14 protein-coding genes are annotated in these 15034 nt (G+C 74.2%); 9 read left to right on the forward strand and 5 right to left on the reverse strand.

Annotation, left to right across the window (positions count from 1 at the left end; genetic code table 11):
* The first annotated feature begins 90 nt into the window (after positions 1 to 90).
* The 8 genes from ACQPWW_RS11785 to ACQPWW_RS11820 are packed head-to-tail and all read left to right on the forward strand — an operon-like array spanning position 91 to position 8707.
* Complete coding sequence (locus ACQPWW_RS11785) at positions 91 to 1776, forward strand: HAD-IIIA family hydrolase (protein ID WP_433131986.1); 1686 nt, start codon at positions 91 to 93, stop codon at positions 1774 to 1776.
* Complete coding sequence (locus ACQPWW_RS11790; RefSeq protein ID WP_433131989.1) at positions 1773 to 2747, forward strand: glycosyltransferase; 975 nt, start codon at positions 1773 to 1775, stop codon at positions 2745 to 2747. The genes ACQPWW_RS11785 and ACQPWW_RS11790 overlap by 4 nt, the downstream gene beginning before the upstream one ends.
* A complete protein-coding gene (locus ACQPWW_RS11795; RefSeq protein WP_433131992.1) occupies positions 2732 to 3949 on the forward strand; it encodes a glycosyltransferase in 1218 nt (405 codons plus the stop codon). Before ACQPWW_RS11790 ends, ACQPWW_RS11795 begins: the two co-directional genes overlap by 16 nt.
* Positions 3946 to 4650 (forward strand): D-sedoheptulose-7-phosphate isomerase, encoded by a 705-nt coding sequence (locus ACQPWW_RS11800; RefSeq protein WP_433134288.1) that lies wholly within the window; start codon positions 3946 to 3948, stop codon positions 4648 to 4650. Before ACQPWW_RS11795 ends, ACQPWW_RS11800 begins: the two co-directional genes overlap by 4 nt.
* Before the next feature lie 17 nt (positions 4651 to 4667).
* On the forward strand, positions 4668 to 6092 hold the full coding sequence (locus ACQPWW_RS11805) for a PfkB family carbohydrate kinase (RefSeq protein ID WP_433131994.1): 1425 nt from the start codon (positions 4668 to 4670) through the stop codon (positions 6090 to 6092).
* A complete protein-coding gene (locus ACQPWW_RS11810; protein ID WP_433131997.1) occupies positions 6089 to 6790 on the forward strand; it encodes an SDR family oxidoreductase in 702 nt (233 codons plus the stop codon). Before ACQPWW_RS11805 ends, ACQPWW_RS11810 begins: the two co-directional genes overlap by 4 nt.
* Positions 6787 to 7740: a glycosyltransferase family 9 protein gene (locus ACQPWW_RS11815; protein WP_433132000.1), complete on the forward strand. Its 954-nt coding sequence runs from the start codon at positions 6787 to 6789 to the stop codon at positions 7738 to 7740. Before ACQPWW_RS11810 ends, ACQPWW_RS11815 begins: the two co-directional genes overlap by 4 nt.
* Positions 7724 to 8707: a DNA topoisomerase IB gene (locus ACQPWW_RS11820; RefSeq protein WP_433132002.1), complete on the forward strand. Its 984-nt coding sequence runs from the start codon at positions 7724 to 7726 to the stop codon at positions 8705 to 8707. Before ACQPWW_RS11815 ends, ACQPWW_RS11820 begins: the two co-directional genes overlap by 17 nt.
* 11 nt (positions 8708 to 8718) lie before the next feature.
* Here ACQPWW_RS11820 and ACQPWW_RS11825 read toward each other — a convergent pair whose 3' ends face one another.
* A complete protein-coding gene (locus ACQPWW_RS11825; protein WP_433132004.1) occupies positions 8719 to 9480 on the reverse strand; it encodes a TetR/AcrR family transcriptional regulator in 762 nt (253 codons plus the stop codon).
* Positions 9481 to 9572: 92 nt separating this feature from the next.
* Here ACQPWW_RS11825 and ACQPWW_RS11830 point away from each other — a divergent pair, with 92 nt between their 5' ends.
* Positions 9573 to 11162, forward strand: coding sequence for an MFS transporter (locus ACQPWW_RS11830; RefSeq protein WP_433132007.1), 1590 nt, complete (start codon positions 9573 to 9575; stop codon positions 11160 to 11162).
* Positions 11163 to 11285: 123 nt separating this feature from the next.
* Here ACQPWW_RS11830 and ACQPWW_RS11835 read toward each other — a convergent pair whose 3' ends face one another.
* From ACQPWW_RS11835 to ACQPWW_RS11850, 4 genes are all read right to left on the reverse strand, one after another.
* A complete protein-coding gene (locus ACQPWW_RS11835) occupies positions 11286 to 11789 on the reverse strand; it encodes a hypothetical protein (protein ID WP_433132010.1) in 504 nt (167 codons plus the stop codon).
* 87 nt (positions 11790 to 11876) lie between these two features.
* On the reverse strand, positions 11877 to 13508 hold the full coding sequence (locus ACQPWW_RS11840) for a RecQ family ATP-dependent DNA helicase (protein WP_433132012.1): 1632 nt from the start codon (positions 13506 to 13508) through the stop codon (positions 11877 to 11879).
* Positions 13509 to 13661: 153 nt separating this feature from the next.
* On the reverse strand, positions 13662 to 14612 hold the full coding sequence (locus ACQPWW_RS11845; protein ID WP_433132014.1) for a TIGR03557 family F420-dependent LLM class oxidoreductase: 951 nt from the start codon (positions 14610 to 14612) through the stop codon (positions 13662 to 13664).
* A gap of 130 nt (positions 14613 to 14742) precedes the next feature.
* On the reverse strand, positions 14743 to 14868 hold the full coding sequence (locus ACQPWW_RS11850) for a hypothetical protein (protein ID WP_255421242.1): 126 nt from the start codon (positions 14866 to 14868) through the stop codon (positions 14743 to 14745).
* Positions 14869 to 15034 lie beyond the last annotated feature (166 nt).

A 15034-nucleotide genomic window follows, 5' to 3' on the forward strand; every position in this document is an offset into this window, starting at 1 on the left:
GGTAAGGCCGACGCGGGGCGCCGTTTCCGGCGCTGGCCCACCCCTCGACCGACGACGTTTACTCCTTCGGGCGCAGGGAACCCGCCGGCTGTGCGACAGGACCAGGAGGATCCGTATCAGCGCAGGTCAGCCCCGGTTTACGCCGCTGCTGACCGCGCCGGTTCGGCCGGGTCCCGACGCGCCGGGAGCCCCCGACCCGTCCTGTACGACGCGGTGTTGCTGGACCGCGACGGCACCCTGATCGAGGACGTGCCGTACAACGGCGACCCGGAGAAGGTGCGGCCGGTGCCGGGGGCGCGGGCGGCGCTGGACCGGTTGCGGGCGGCCGGGCTGCGACTGGCGGTCGTGACGAACCAGTCGGGCCTGGCCCGGGGCTATTTCACCGGGACGCAGATGCGGGCCGTGCACGCCCGCGTCGAGGAGCTGCTGGGCCGGTTCGACGCCTGGCTGGTCTGTCCGCACGACGACGCCGACGGCTGCGACTGCCGCAAGCCGGCGCCCGGGTTGGTGCACGCCGCCGCCCGCGAGCTGGGCACGACCCCGTCCCGGTGCGTGCTGGTGGGCGACATCGGCCGGGACGTCGCCGCCGCGCTGGCCGCGGGGGCGGCGGGAGTGCTCGTGCCCACCCCGGTGACCCGGCCGGAGGAGATCGCCGCCGCCGGTTGGGTGGCCACCGATCTGCCGGCGGCGGTGGACGAGATCCTGCGCCGGCAACAGGCCGTGCAGCCCGCGACCCGGCCCGGGGGACCGGTGCGGACTGCGTTGGTGGTCCGGTCGGATTCGGCGGGGGACGTGCTGGTGACCGGGCCGGCGATCCGCGCCGTCGCGGCCGGGGCGCAGCGGGTGGTGCTGCTGTGTGGGCCACGCGGTCGGGCCGCCGCCGACCTGCTGCCCGGCGTCGACGAGATCATCGAGCACCCGCTGCCCTGGATCGACCCGATGCCGGGGCCGGTCGACCCGGCGGCCCTGCGGAGCCTCACCGCGCGGCTGGGCGCGGTCGGCGCGGACCAGGCGGTGGTGTTCACCTCGTTCCACCAGTCCGCGCTGCCGCTGGCGCTGCTGCTGCGGATGGCGGGGATCGGCCGGATCGCGGCGATCAGCGACGACTACCCGGGTTCGCTGCTGGACATCCGGCACCGGGTGCCGGTGGGCGTTCCCGAACCCGAACGTGCCCTCTCGCTCGCCGCCGCCGCCGGCCACCGGCTGCCCGACGGCGACGAACCAGTGCTCCGGCTGCGCCGCGATGCCGTGCCGCCGCGCCCGGCCGATCTCGGCGACCCGGGGTACGTGGTGCTGCACCCCGGCTCGGCCGCGTCCAGCCGGGCCTGCCCGCCCGAGGTGGCGACCCGGATCGCCGGGGCACTGACCGCCGCCGGGCACCGGGTGCTTGTCACCGGCGGCCCGGACGAGCGGGCGGTCACCGCCCGCGTGGCGGCGGCCGGCGGCACCGATCTGGGTGGCCGAACCGACCTGGCCGGACTGGCCGGGATCATGGCGGACGCCAGCGCGATAGTGGTCGGCAACACCGGTCCCGCGCACCTGGCCGCCGCGGCCGGCGTGCCGGTGGTGAGTCTCTTCGCGCCGACCGTCCCGTTCGGTCAGTGGGGGCCCTACCGGGTGCCCACCGTCCGGCTCGGCGACGCCGCCGCACCCTGCCGGGACACCCGCGCGACCGACTGCCCGGTCCCCGGGCATCCCTGCCTGCGCGGCATCCACCCGGACGAGGTGGTCGACGCGCTGCGGACCCTCACCGTCAGCGGTGGTGGCCGGCGATGAACATCCTGCTCTGGCACGTGCACGGTTCCTGGACCACGTCGTTCGTGCACGGCAGCCACCGCTACCTGATCCCCACCACACCCGACCGCGGCCCCTACGGCCTCGGCCGGGCCCGCACCTACCCCTGGCCGGACAGCGCCGTCGAGGTCGCCCCGGACGACCTGCCGGACGCCGACGTCGACGTGGTCATCCTGCAACGGCCGGAGGAGATCGACCGGGCCGAGGCGTGGCTGCGCCGCCGCCCGGGTCGCGACCTTCCCGCCGTCTACGTCGAACACAACACCCCGAAGGGCGACGTGCCGAACACCCGGCACCCGATGGCCGACCGCGACGACCTGCTCATCGCCCACGTCACAGGGTTCAACCAGATCTTCTGGGACACCGGGGCCACCCGCACCACAGTGGTCGACCACGGCATCGTCGCCCCCGCCGTCTCCTACACCGGTGAACTCGACAGGCTCGCCGTGGTGATCAACGAGCCGGTCCGGCGGGGTCGGGTCACCGGCACCGACCTGCTGCCCCGGTTTGCCGAGATCGCCCCGCTGGACGTGTTCGGGATGGGCGTCGCCGGCCTGGCCGACCACCTCGGGCTGCCCGCCGACCGGCTCATCAGCCACGACGACGTGCCCCAGGACCGGATGCACGCCGAACTGGCCCGGCGGCGCGCGTACCTGCACCTGTGCCGGTGGACCTCGCTCGGGCTCAGCCTCATCGAGGCGATGGCGATCGGTATGCCGGTCGTCGCGCTCGCCACCACCGAGGCGGTGACCGCGGTGCCGCCCGAGGCGGGCGCCCTCGCCACCCGGACCGACACCCTGCTCGACGCCGCCCGCCGGTTCATCGCCGAACCGGCGACCGCGCGCCAGGCCGGCACGGCGGCGCGCGCCGCCGCGCGGGACAGGTACGGCCTCGACCGTTTCCTCGCTGACTGGGACCGGCTGCTGGAGGAGGAAGTATGCGGATCGCGATGATCTCGGAGCACGCCAGCCCGCTCGCCGTCCTCGGAGGGGAGGACGCCGGCGGCCAGAACACGCACGTCGCGGAGCTGTCCGCCGCGCTCGCCGCCGCCGGGCACGACGTGCGGGTCTACACCCGCCGGGACGCGCTCGACCTGCCGGTGACAGTCCGCAGCCCGGACGGGTACGACGTGGTGCACGTGCCGGCCGGCCCGGCCGAGCCGGTGGCCAAGGACGCGCTGCTGCCGCACATGCGCGAGTTCAGCAGCTGGCTGATCGAGCGGTGGCGGGGCGGGGACTGGGTGCCCGAGGTGATCCACGCGCACTTCTGGATGAGTGGCCTGGCGGCGTTGACCGCCGGTCGGCAGACCGGGGTGCCGGTGGTGCAGACGTACCACGCGCTGGGCACCGTGAAGCGCCGCTACCAGGGCGTGCAGGACACCAGTCCGGCCCGTCGGGTGTCCTACGAGCGCGAGTTGGGCCGCTCGGTGGACCGGATCGTCGCGCAGTGCCGCGACGAGGTGGGCGAACTGGTCCGGATGGGCGTGCCCCGGTCCCGGATGACAGTGGTGCCCTCCGGAGTCAACCTCGCCACGTTCGCCCCGCTCGGGCCGGCCGCCGAGCGTGCGCCGGGACGCGCCCGGATCCTCACCGTGGGGCGGCTTGTCGAACGCAAGGGCTTCCAGACCGTGGTCCGGGCGATGGCCCTGGTCGGTGACGCGGAGTGCGTGGTGGTGGGCGGCCCGCCCGAGGGGCTGCTGGAGACCGACCCGTACGCCCGGCGGCTGCGGGCGCTGGCCGAGACCTGCGGGGTGGCCGACCGGGTGCACCTGGTCGGCGCGGTACCCCGGGAGGAGATGGGCCGCTGGTACCGCTCGGCGGACCTGCTTGTCGCCGCACCCTGGTACGAGCCGTTCGGGCTGACCCCACTGGAGGCGATGGCCTGTGGGGTGCCGGTCGTCGGCACCGCCGTCGGCGGCATCCGGGACACCGTTGTCGACGGGACGACCGGTGACCTCGTGCCGGCCCGGGACCCGCAGGCGCTGGCCGCCGCCATCCAGGGGTTGCTCGACGACCGGATCAGGCGGTTCGCGTACGCCACGGCGGCGCGTGAGCGGGCCCGCGCCCGGTACTCGTGGGCGGCCACCGCCGAGCGGCTGGTCGAGGTCTACAGCGAGGTCGCCGCCGTCCGCCGACCGGCCCGGGTGGTGGCCTGATGCCGGGCGGCAGCCTGCTCGACACCCACCTGACGAACCTCGCCGCGGCACTGGTGCCGTACCGGCGGTGTGAGTCGCAGTTGGCCCGCTGGGGCGCCGACCTGGCCCACCGGCTGGCCGCCGGGGGACGCCTGCTGGTGGCCGGCAACGGCGGCAGCGCCGCCGAGGCCCAGCACCTCACCGCCGAGCTGGTCGGCAAGCTCCACCACGACCGGCAGCCGCTGTCCGCGATCGCGTTGCACGCCGAGACGAGCGCGCTCACCGCGATCGCCAACGACTACGGCTACACCGACGTGTACGCCCGCCAGGTGCGCGCCCACGGCCGCCCCGGCGACGTCCTGCTGCTGCTCAGCACCAGCGGCAGCAGCCCGAACCTGGTCAGCGCCGCCCAGGCCGCCCGCGACGCCGGCCTGACCACCTGGGCACTCACCGGCGTCGCCCCGAACCCCCTCGCCGACGCCTGCGACGAGGTGCTGGCCGTCGCGTCGCCGGACACCCAGGTCGTGCAGGAGTTGCACCTCGTGACCAGTCACCTGCTCTGCGAGTACCTCGAACAGGAGTTGGCCGCGACCACCGGGCCGGCGGTCGGGCACCCCGTGCCGGCGGATCCCGCCCCGGCCGGTCGGCTCGGGTCCGGGCCGGTGCGGGCCGGGGTCGAGGTGGTGCTCGACGGCGGGTCCGGACAGCAGGTCGACGCGTGAGGGATGGGGAGGTAGGCGTGAGGGGACCGGTGGTGGTGCTCGGGGACACCCTGCTCGACCGGGACGTGGAAGGGGTGGTGAACCGGCTCTGCCCGGACTCCCCGGTGCCGGTCCTGGACGAGACCGCCGCCAGCGACCGTCCGGGTGGCGCCGGTCTGGCGGCGGTGTTCGCCGCCGCGCAGGGCGCCGAGGTGGTGCTGGTGACCGCGCTCGCCGACGACGCCGGTGGGGCCCGGCTGAGCGCGCTGCTCGCCGCGGCCGGCGTGCAGGTGTATCCGCTGGCCCTGTCCGGTGCGACACCGGAGAAGATCCGGCTGCGGGCCCGGGGGCGGGTGCTGCTGCGCCACGACCGGGGCGGCACGTCCGGGGAGCCGGGGCAGCCCTCCGACGAGGTGCTCCGGGTGATCGGCGCGGCGTCCGCGGTGCTGGTCAGCGACTACGGCCGGGGAGTGGCCCGGCAGCCGGCGCTGCGCGACGCGTTGTCCGCCACCCGCGCGCCGGTGGTGTGGGACCCGCACCCGCGCGGCCCGGCGGCCGTCCCCGGCGTCCATCTGGCCACTCCGAACGAGTCGGAGGTGCGTGAACTGGTCCCCGCGCTGCCCGGCGCCTCCCGGCTGGCCACCGCGTCACGCGGCGCGCAGGGGCTGCGGCGACGCTGGCGGGCCGGCGCGGTCGCGGTGACGCTGGGTGGGGACGGCGCGCTGCTCTGCCACGCCGGGTCGACACCGCTTGTGGTGCCGACCCCGGGCAGCGCCGAGGGGGACACCTGCGGGGCGGGCGACCGGTTCGCGGCCACCGCGAGCCTCGCGTTGGCCCAGGGCGCGCTTGTCTCCGAGGCGGTGCAGGCGGCGGTCGCCGAGGCGTCCGCGTACGTGGCCGGTGGGGGAGTGGCGGCGGCGCTGCCACCGCCGGTGCGTCCCTCGCCGACGAGCGTCGCCGGTCCGGGCGGCGACCGGGTGGGCGTCGCGGCGGTCGCCACGCTCCTCGGTGAGGTACGGGCCGGGGGCGGCACGGTGGTGGCCACCGGCGGTTGCTTCGACCTGCTGCACGCCGGGCACGTGTCCACCCTGCAGGCGGCCCGCCAGCTCGGCGACTGCCTGATCGTCTGCGTGAACTCGGACGCCAGCGTGGCCGGGCTGAAGGGGCCGGACCGACCGGTGATGTCCGAGGGGGACCGCAGCCGGCTGCTGGCCGCGCTGAGCTGTGTCGACGCGGTGCTCATCTTCGACGAGCCGACCCCGGACGCGGCGCTGTCCTGGGTCCGACCGGACATCTGGGTCAAGGGTGGCGACTACGCCACCGGCGGTGGCGACGCCGCCGCAGCCCTTCCGGAGGCGGAGGTCCTGCGCCGGTGGGGTGGAAACACAGTGGTGGTGCCCTACCTGGACGGTCGCTCCACCACCGACATGATCGTTCGCTCCATCGGGGAGCGCACCCGATGACCGCCACGCGGCCCGGCGCCGGGCCCACCGTCCTGGTCACCGGCGGCGCGAGCGGGCTCGGCGCCGCAGTGGTCGCCGCAGTGGCCGCCTCCGGTGGTCGGCCGATCGTGCTGGACCGCCAACCGCCGGCCGAGGGGGTGTCCTGGACCGAGTGCGACCTGGCCGACACCCGGGCCGCCGAGGTGGCCACCCACCACCTCGCCGAGCAGGCCGGCGGCCTGGACGCGGTGGTCACCGCCGCCGGCACGGACGTCCCGGGGCGACTCGCCGACGTGCCGGGCGAGACCTGGGACCGGATCGTCGCCGTGGATCTGCTCGCCACCGCCGCGGTGATCCGGGCCGCCCTGCCGTTCCTGCTGACGTCCCGGGGCCGCATCGTCACTGTCGCCTCCACGCTGGGCGTCAAGGCGGTCAGCGACGCCACCGCCTACTGCGCGGCGAAGTTCGGCGTGGTGGGCTTCACCCGGGCTCTCGCCGCCGAACTCGCCGGTCAGGTCGGCGTCACGCTGCTCATCCCGGGCGGGATGCGCACGTCGTTCTTCGACGAGCGCGACCCGCAGTACAAGCCGGGGCCGGACGCGATCCTCAACGATCCCGCCGACACGGCAGCCGCGATCATGTTCGCGCTCCAGCAGCCGTCCGGCTGCGCGGTGCGGGAGCTGGTGGTCTGCGCCGAGCAGGAGACCTCGTACCCGTGATCCTCGTGCTGCGCGCGCTCGGCGTCGGCGACCTGCTCACCGCGGTGCCCGCGCTGCGGGCGCTGCGGGCCGCGTACCCCGGTCGGGAGTTGGCGCTCGCCGCGCCCGCCTGGCTGGCCCCGCTCGTCGACCTGGTCGGCGGCGTCGACCGGCTTGTCGACACCGCCGGGCTGGATCGGCCCCTGCGGGCCGGGTCGGCGGTGTCGGTCGCTGTCAACCTGCACGGACGCGGCCCGCGGTCGCACCTGTTGCTGGCGGCCACCCGGCCGGGCCGGCTGCTGGCCTTCGCGAACCCGGGGGCCGGCTGCGCCGACGGTCCGCCGTGGTCCGGCGACGAGCACGAGGTGGACCGGTGGTGCCGGCTGCTGTCCTGGTACGACATTCCGGCCGACGGCACCGACCTCGGTCTGCGTCGGCCCGGTTCGGCCGGCCTGCCCACGGGTGCCACAGTGCTGCACCCCGGGAGCAAGGTCCCGGCCAAGCGGTGGCCGGCCGAGCGGTTCGCCGCGCTGGCCCGGACGCTCACCGACCAGGGGCACCGGGTCCTGCTCACCGGCTCGGCCGACGAGCGGGCGCTGGCTGCCCGGGTGGCCGACGCGGCCGGCCTGCCGTCCGACGCCGTGCTGGCCGGCCGGACCGACCTCGGCGCGCTCGCGGCGGTGGTCGCCAACGCCCGGCTGGTGGTCAGCGGGGACACCGGCGTGGCTCACCTGGCCACCGGGTTGGGCACCGCGTCGGTCGTCCTCTTCGGACCGGTGCCGCCGGCGCACTGGGGGCCGCCGGTGGACCGTCCCCGGCACCTGGCGCTCTGGGCCGGCGGGGGCGATTGGTCCAGGTGGGACGGGGTAGGAAGCCACCCGACGATGGCGGCTCTGCGCCTCGACGAGGTGCTTGCCGCCGTGCACGAGGTGGAAAGGGTGGTGCGGGTCTCCGGTGCGGTTGCGGCGTAGCGACCCGGGTCGACCGGGGTACGGACGGCGCCGGCGCGGTCGGGGCTGGCTCTTCGTCGACCCGGCCGGAGATCCGGTGCGCGATCCGGCGGTGCTGGCCCGGTTGCGGGAGCTGGTCATCCCGCCGGCCTGGCAGGACGTCTGGATCGCGCCGCACCCGAACGGGCACATCCAGGCGATCGGGATCGACGCGGCCGGGCGCAAGCAGTACATCTACCACCCGCTGTGGCGGGAGCAGCAGGACGAGGCGAAGTTCGACCGCATGCTGGAGGTGGCCCGGCGGCTGCCGGTGCTGCGGGAGCGGGTGGGCCGTGACCTGGACGACCGGGGGCTGGGCCGGGACCGGGTGCTGGCCACGGTGGCCCGCCTGTTGGACATGGGCATGTTCCGGGTCGGCAGCGACCAGTACGCGGCCGGCGACGACCCGACGTACGGGGTGTCCACGTTGCGCCCCGAGCATGCCCGGTCCCGGCGCGGCTGCGTGGTCCTTGTGTTTCCGGCGAAGGGTGGCATCGAACAGGTACGCCGGATCGAGGACCCGGAGCTGTGCCAGGTGCTTGTCAATCTGCGCCGCCGCCGGCGACAGGCGGACCGGCTGTTCGGCTACTGGGATGGCCGGGAGTGGCGTGACGTGCGCAGCGACGAGGTCAACGGCTACCTGCGCGACGCCAGCGGCGGGGAGATGACCGCCAAGGACTTCCGTACCTGGCACGCCACGGTGCTCGCCGCCACCGAGTTGGCCACCGCCGGCCCGGCCCGCTCGGTGACGGCCCGGCGCAAGGCGGTGGTCGCGGTGATGCGCGAGGTGGCCCAGCTGCTGGGCAACACCCCGACGGTGGCCCGCGCGTCCTACGTGGATCCGCGGGTGGTCGACCTGTACCACGACGGGGTGGTGGCGTCGGTGGACCCGCGGGCGCCCCGCGAGGAGGCCGAGCGGGTGGTGCTGGAGCTGCTGGAGAAGGCCTGACCGGGCGTGGCTCAGGCCGTGCGCCGTTGGATCAGGGCGTCGATGCCGTCGAGGATCCGGTCCAGGCCGAAGGTGAACTCGTCGTCGGGATCGTCGTCCTGGTCGAGCACCCCGGCGTTCAGCACCCGCTGTAGAGCCGGGAAGCGGGCCGGGTCGATGAGTCGGGCCACCAGCCGGCCGTACGCCGGCATCATCTCGCTGGGCTCGACGCCGGCCGCCCGGCTGCCCTCGGCGATCTGCGACATGAGGGTGGCCTCGTTGCGGATGTACCCGGTGATCAGCAGGAGCGCCGACATCTTCTCGCTCTCGGCGAGCGCGGTGCCGTCGAGGCAGCGCAGCCCGTCCTCCAGCCAGCCGAGCTGCTGCGGGGTGATCGGCGGGCCGCTGATCGGCACGTGCAGCAGCCAGGACCGTTGCCGCAGCACCCGGTGCTCGGCCCAGGCCCACCGGGTGAGCCCGGCGCGCCAGTCGTGCTCCGGCGGGGGCGGGCCGGGGGACGGACCGTACCCGGTGTCCACCATGAGCATCAGCAGCTCGTCCTTGGAGCCGACGTAGCGGTAGAGGGCCATGGTGGCGGCGCCCAACTCCTTGGCCACCCGGCTCATCGAGACGGCGGCCAGCCCGTCGGCGTCGGCCACCCGCACGGCGGCGTCCACGATGGCGGGCACGCTCATCCCCGGCCGGGGGCCTTTGGGCGGTCGTTCCCGCAGCCCCCAGGCGTTCTCGATGGCCGGCGGGAGCACCGGCCCGCTGTCGTCCGTCTTCGCCGTCACATTTTCCTCCTTGCCCGGCCATCCTAGTTCTGCGTATGGTCTACGCATAACAGCGTACGCCATACGCAGAGAGGAAACGGATCATGATGAGGATGACCGCACCGGCGCCGCGGGCGGGCCGACGGGAGTGGATCGGGTTCACGGTGCTGATGCTGCCGCTGCTCCTGGTCTCGATGGACGTGTCGGTGCTCTACTTCGCCGTCCCGTTCATCAACGCGGAGCTGCGGCCCTCCGCCACCCAGCAGCTCTGGATCTTCGACATCTACGGCTTCGTGCTGGCCGGGCTGCTCATCACCATGGGCGCACTGGGGGACCGGATCGGCCGACGCCGGCTCCTGCTGATCGGCGCCACCGCGTTCGGGGCGGCCTCGCTGCTCGCCGCGTACGCCGACAGCACCGCGACGCTGATCGCCGCCCGCGCGGTGCTCGGCGTCGGTGGGGCCACCCTGATGCCCTCCACGCTCGCCCTGGTGCGCAACATGTTCCACGACGCCAAGCAACGCGGCACCGCCATCGGCATCTGGACCGCCACCCTCACCGGCGGCATCGCGATCGGCCCGGTGCTCAGCGGCATCCTGCTGGAGCACTTCTGGTGGGGCTCGATCTTCCTGATCAACATCCCGGCGATGCTGATGCTGCTCCTGCTCGCCCCGCTGCTGGTGCCCGAGTTCCGCAACCCGGCGACCGGGCGGTTCGACCTCGTCAGCGCGGCCCTGTCGCTCGGCGCGCTGCTGCCGGTGATCTACGGCATCAAGGAGATGGCCCGCGACGGTCTCAGCCCGGTGCGGGTGCTCGCCATCGTCGGCGGCCTGCTGGTGGGCGCGCTCTTCCTGCACCGCCAGCGGACCCGGGCGTACCCGATGGTCGATCTCGCGCTGTTCCGCCGTCGCGGCTTCGCCGGATCGCTCGCGGTCAACCTGCTGGCGATGTTCGCCATCGTCGGCTTCGCCATCTTCACCACCCAGCACCTCCAGCTGGTGCTCGGCCTGAGCCCGCTGCGGGCGGCACTGTGGAGCCTCGTGCCGTCCCTCGCCGTGGGCGGAGTCGCGCCGGCCGCCGCCGCGCTCGCCCAGCGCGTCGAACGGGCGTACCTGATCGGCACGGGCTTCGCGATCGCCGTGCTCGGTTTCGTGGTGCTGACCCAGGTCACCCCGGACTCGGCGCTGTGGGTGCTGCTTGCCGGCGCGAGCATCTACGCCGGCGGCCTGGTGATGGTGATGTCGCTCGTCACCGAGCTGGTCCTCGGCGCGGCGCCGCCCGAGCAGGCAGGTGTGGCATCGGCGTTGACCGAGTCCAGCAGCGAACTGGGCGGCGCGCTGGGCATGGCGATCCTCGGCAGCGTGGGCGCGGCGGTCTACCGCCGCGAGGTCGTCGACGGCCTGCCGGCGGGGCTGCCCGCCGACGCCGGCGCCGCGGCCCAGGAGACGCTGGGCGGGGCGCTCGCGGTCGCCCAGGGACTGCCGGCGGAGCTGGCCGACGCGGTGCGGCACGCCGCCGGAGTCGCGTTCACCGACGGGCTGCACCTGGCCGCGTACGCCGCCATGGTGGTGATGCTGCTGGGCGCGGTCACCGCGCTTCTCGCGCTGCGCGGCGTCCGACCGGCCGACCCGACCGCGACCGAGGCGCTCCCGGCCGACCGCGCCGGGCGCCCGGAGCCGCTCCCGGCGTCGGCTGAGGCGTAGCCGCCCGACATGATCGACTCGGTATCCCGGAAGTCGGGCTGTCCCGGACGCGGGGATGCCGTGGTTTCCAGGAAACCGAGTCGATCAACCGCACCGTGCCGCCGGGCCGTCCGCTCCGGGCGGTCAGTCGGTGAGCACGTGCGCGAGCCGGTCGCGGAAGCGCCGCTCGGAATCGCTCACCGACTCGCCGCCGATGCCCAGCACTCCACCGCTGGACGCGGCGCCCACCACCTGCTCGGCGATCTTCACGAGCCAGTGCTTGTACGCGCCGGCCTCACCCTCGTCGACGCGGCCGGCCAGCAGCGCGGCGGCCTCGCCGGCCCGCAGCAGCACGTCGTCGATGTACGCCCCGGGGTCGGCGGGCGCGATGGCCGGCAACTCCTCGCCGGTGTCCGGGTCACCGACCCGGGTGACGATCTCGCCGGCCACGGCGGCGACCAGCGGGCTGGCCGACTCCCGCCCGGCGGCGATGGTCTCCAGCCCGGCCGCGGTCTCCGCCATGGTCCGGCGGGTGCCGTCGGACTCGGCGGCGCTCGCCGCGGTCAGGACCGACTGCGGCAGGCCGACCAGCAGCCCCCACTCCCCGTCGGAGAATCCGAACCCGGTGTACGCCGGCTGCTCGATCACGGCAACGCCCCTTCCGCCCTGCTCTGCTGTGTCAATCGGTGCTCTGCTTGGTCGATCCACCGGGCGCGCGCCGGCGCCCGGGTCAGGCTAGTCCAGGGTCAACAGGCCCTGCTCGGACACCACGCGCACCGACAACGTCTTGTACCCGACCTCATCGAAGAGAACTGTCATCTTGTCCTCCTCGTAGGAGAGCACCATGCCGTTTCCCCACTCCGGGTGACGCACGTGGCTGTGCACCGGGAACGGCCCGACCGCGCCCTGGTCGGCGACGCTGGTGCCGGCGTGGCAGCTATCGCAGTGCCCGCAGACCTCGGTCATCTGCTCACCGAAGTAGGCGAGCAGGGTCTGCATCCGACAGGAGTTGGTCTCGGCGAAGGCCCGCATCATGTCCGTGCGCGACCGGGTCACCGTCTGCTGGCGCTCCGCCTCGGCCAGCGCCGCGGCGGCGGCCTCGGTCGGGGCGGGGGAGTAGCGCGGAGCGCCGACGCGCTGCCGGGCCCGCGGCTCGGCGGCGCCGATCTGCTCCAGCAGGGAGAGATACTGGCCCAGCTTGCGCGGCCCGAGGCCGGTGGTCTCCCGCAGTTCGGTCTTGGTGGCCGGCTTGCGCCGCAGCAGCGCGGCCAGGTCCCGCAACTCGTCGGAGTCCGGCAGGCCGCCGCTGAAGAAGCGTTGCAGGCCGACGTCCTCGGCCCGCCAGAGCAGCAGCACCCGGGCCGGTTGCCCGTCGCGCCCGGCCCGGCCGATCTCCTGGAAGTAGCTGTCCGGCGAGTCGGGCAGCGCCATGTGCACCACCCAGGCGATGTTCGGCTTGTCGATGCCCATGCCGAACGCCGAGGTCGCCACCATGATGGGGACCTGGTCGGCGAGGAAGGCCTCGTGCAGCTCGGCGCGCGCGCCGGCCGGCATCCCACCGTGGTAGAACTGCGCCGGGAAGCCGGCGTCGGTCAAGCGGGTGGCCAGCTCCTCGGCGGCGCGCCGGGTCGGCACGTAGATGATTCCCGGTCGGCCCTCGTCGCGCAGCAGCGCCATCAGACGCCGCCACCGGTAGTCCTCGGTGGGGCAGTGCGCCACCTCGATGAACAGGTTGGGCCGGTCCAGCCCGGAGACCACCACCTCCGGGTCGCGCAGTCGCAGCCGGGCGATGATGTCGTCGCGTACCGGCGGGGACGCGGTGGCGGTCAGCGCGACCACCGGCGGCCGGCCGATGCCGTCGATCAGGTGCCCGAGCGCCAGGTAGTCGGGCCGGAAGTCGTGCCCCCAGGCCGAGATGCAGTGCGCCTCGTCGATCGCCACCAGCGCCGGCTTCAGCGCGGCGACCTCCGCCATCCGCTCCGGGTTGCTCAGCTGCTCCGGTGTGATGAACAGGAACTCCGCCCGACCCTCGCGGACCTCGGTGATCGCCTGGGCCTGCTGGTTGGGCGACTCGTTCGAGCTGATCCGCACCGCCCGCAGTTCCGGGCGTTGCCGCTCGTTGAGCGAGGCGATCTGGTCCTGCTGGAGGGCCAGCAGCGGGGAGATCACCACGGTGGGGCCGGGGATCAGGCTGGCCGGGATCTGGTAGATGGCCGACTTGCCGGCCCCGGTGGGCAACACCACAAGCGCGTCACGTCGCTTCATCACCGCGCGCATGGCGGCCAGTTGGTTGGGCCGTAGCGCCTTCCAGCCGAAAAGGCTGCGGGCCGCGCGGCGCAACGTCATCGAATGCGTGGACAGTTTCATCGAGGGCCGGAGGTACCCGACCTGTTCAGATCCGAAACCGTGTCGGGTGGGCCGCGCGTGGGGGGACACGTGGACCGACGACCCGGTGGTGACCCTGCGGCACGGTGTCGCCCCGGCCGCCGACCGGGCGGGCCGGGACGACACCGGTCCGGGTCACCGCAGTCGGGGCAGCACCTCGCGCTGGTAGAGGTCGAACAGGCCCTGGTAGTGCGGGCCGGTGTTGGCGACGTAGACCTCGTCGAAGCCGGCCTTGGCGTACTTGTCGATCATCTCCAGGTGCGCGTCGACGCTGTTGCCGCAGACGAACGCCTCCTTGACCATCTCCGGCTTGACCAGCTCGGCGGCCTGCTCGAAGTGCCGCGGCGAGGGCAGCACCTGGGACAGCTCGCCGGGCACCCCGGCGTTGGGCCAGCGCTCGTACGCGATGCGGACCCCCTCGTCCTCGCTGTCGGCGTACGCCGCCTTGAAGCCGGCCTGGCACGGCTTGTCGCCGCCGCCGTTCTCGCGGAAGCGCCGGACCATGTCGCCGTCGGGCATGGTGCTCACGTAGCCGTCGCCGATCCGGGCGGCCAGGTCGATGGACTTCGGGCCGAAGCCGGAGACGTAGATCGACGGTGGCGTGTCGGGCAGCGTGTAGATCCGGGCGTTCTCCACCGTGTAGTGCGTGCCGCGGTGGTGGACGAAGCCGCCGTCCCACAGCTTCCGCAGCACCTCGACGGCCTCCTCCAGCATCTCCAGCCGGACGTCGGTCGACGGCCAGGCGTCGCCGAAGATGTGCTCGTTGAGGGCCTCGCCGGTGCCGACGCCGAGCACGAAACGCCCGCCGTGCAGCACCGCGCTGGTCGCCGCCGCCTGGGCGATCACCGCCGGGTGGATCCGCACCGTCGGGCAGGTCACGGCGGTGGTCACCGGCAGCGAACAGACCTGGCTGAGCGCGCCGATCATCGACCAGACGAACGCGCTCTGGCCCTGCGCGTCCACCCAGGGGTGGTAGTGGTCGGAGATCCACAGCGCCTCGAAACCGGCCCGTTCGGCACCGCGTGCCTGCTCCAGCAGCTCGGCCGGCGTGAACTCCTCACTGGACAGAAAGTATCCGATCTTCATGGCTCTCCCCTTCGGCGCGTGCCTGCTGATGGGGAAGCCGTACCCCGGTCGCGCCCGGCCACACCGCTTCCCGGTGTCGACAGCGCGCGCCGGTGGGGACGCGAGGAGGCGGCGCGCGGGTGGGCCGCGCTCAGCGCCGACCGAACATCGCCCGGATCGCGGCGAGCAGCAGCAGGGCGCCGACCACCAGGCCGAGCAGGCGTACGCCGGGGATGTCGGCCGGGCTCGTCGCGTCGGCCAGCAGGGCAGGGTCCATCCCCGCACTCTCCCGGGGAGCGGGCGGCTAGGCAACTGTAAGGTTTATTGACTATTGAATCGCGCGGTGTGACCATGGCATGACCGCCTGCCGGTGGCGGTGCGCCGAGGGCGCGTGAGAGATGGGGTACGGGGGCCGCATGAGCGAGCGCAACCAGTGGGTCGAC

The sequence above is a fragment of the Micromonospora sp. CA-240977 genome, from assembly GCF_050942285.1.
Classification (GTDB): domain Bacteria; phylum Actinomycetota; class Actinomycetes; order Mycobacteriales; family Micromonosporaceae; genus Micromonospora.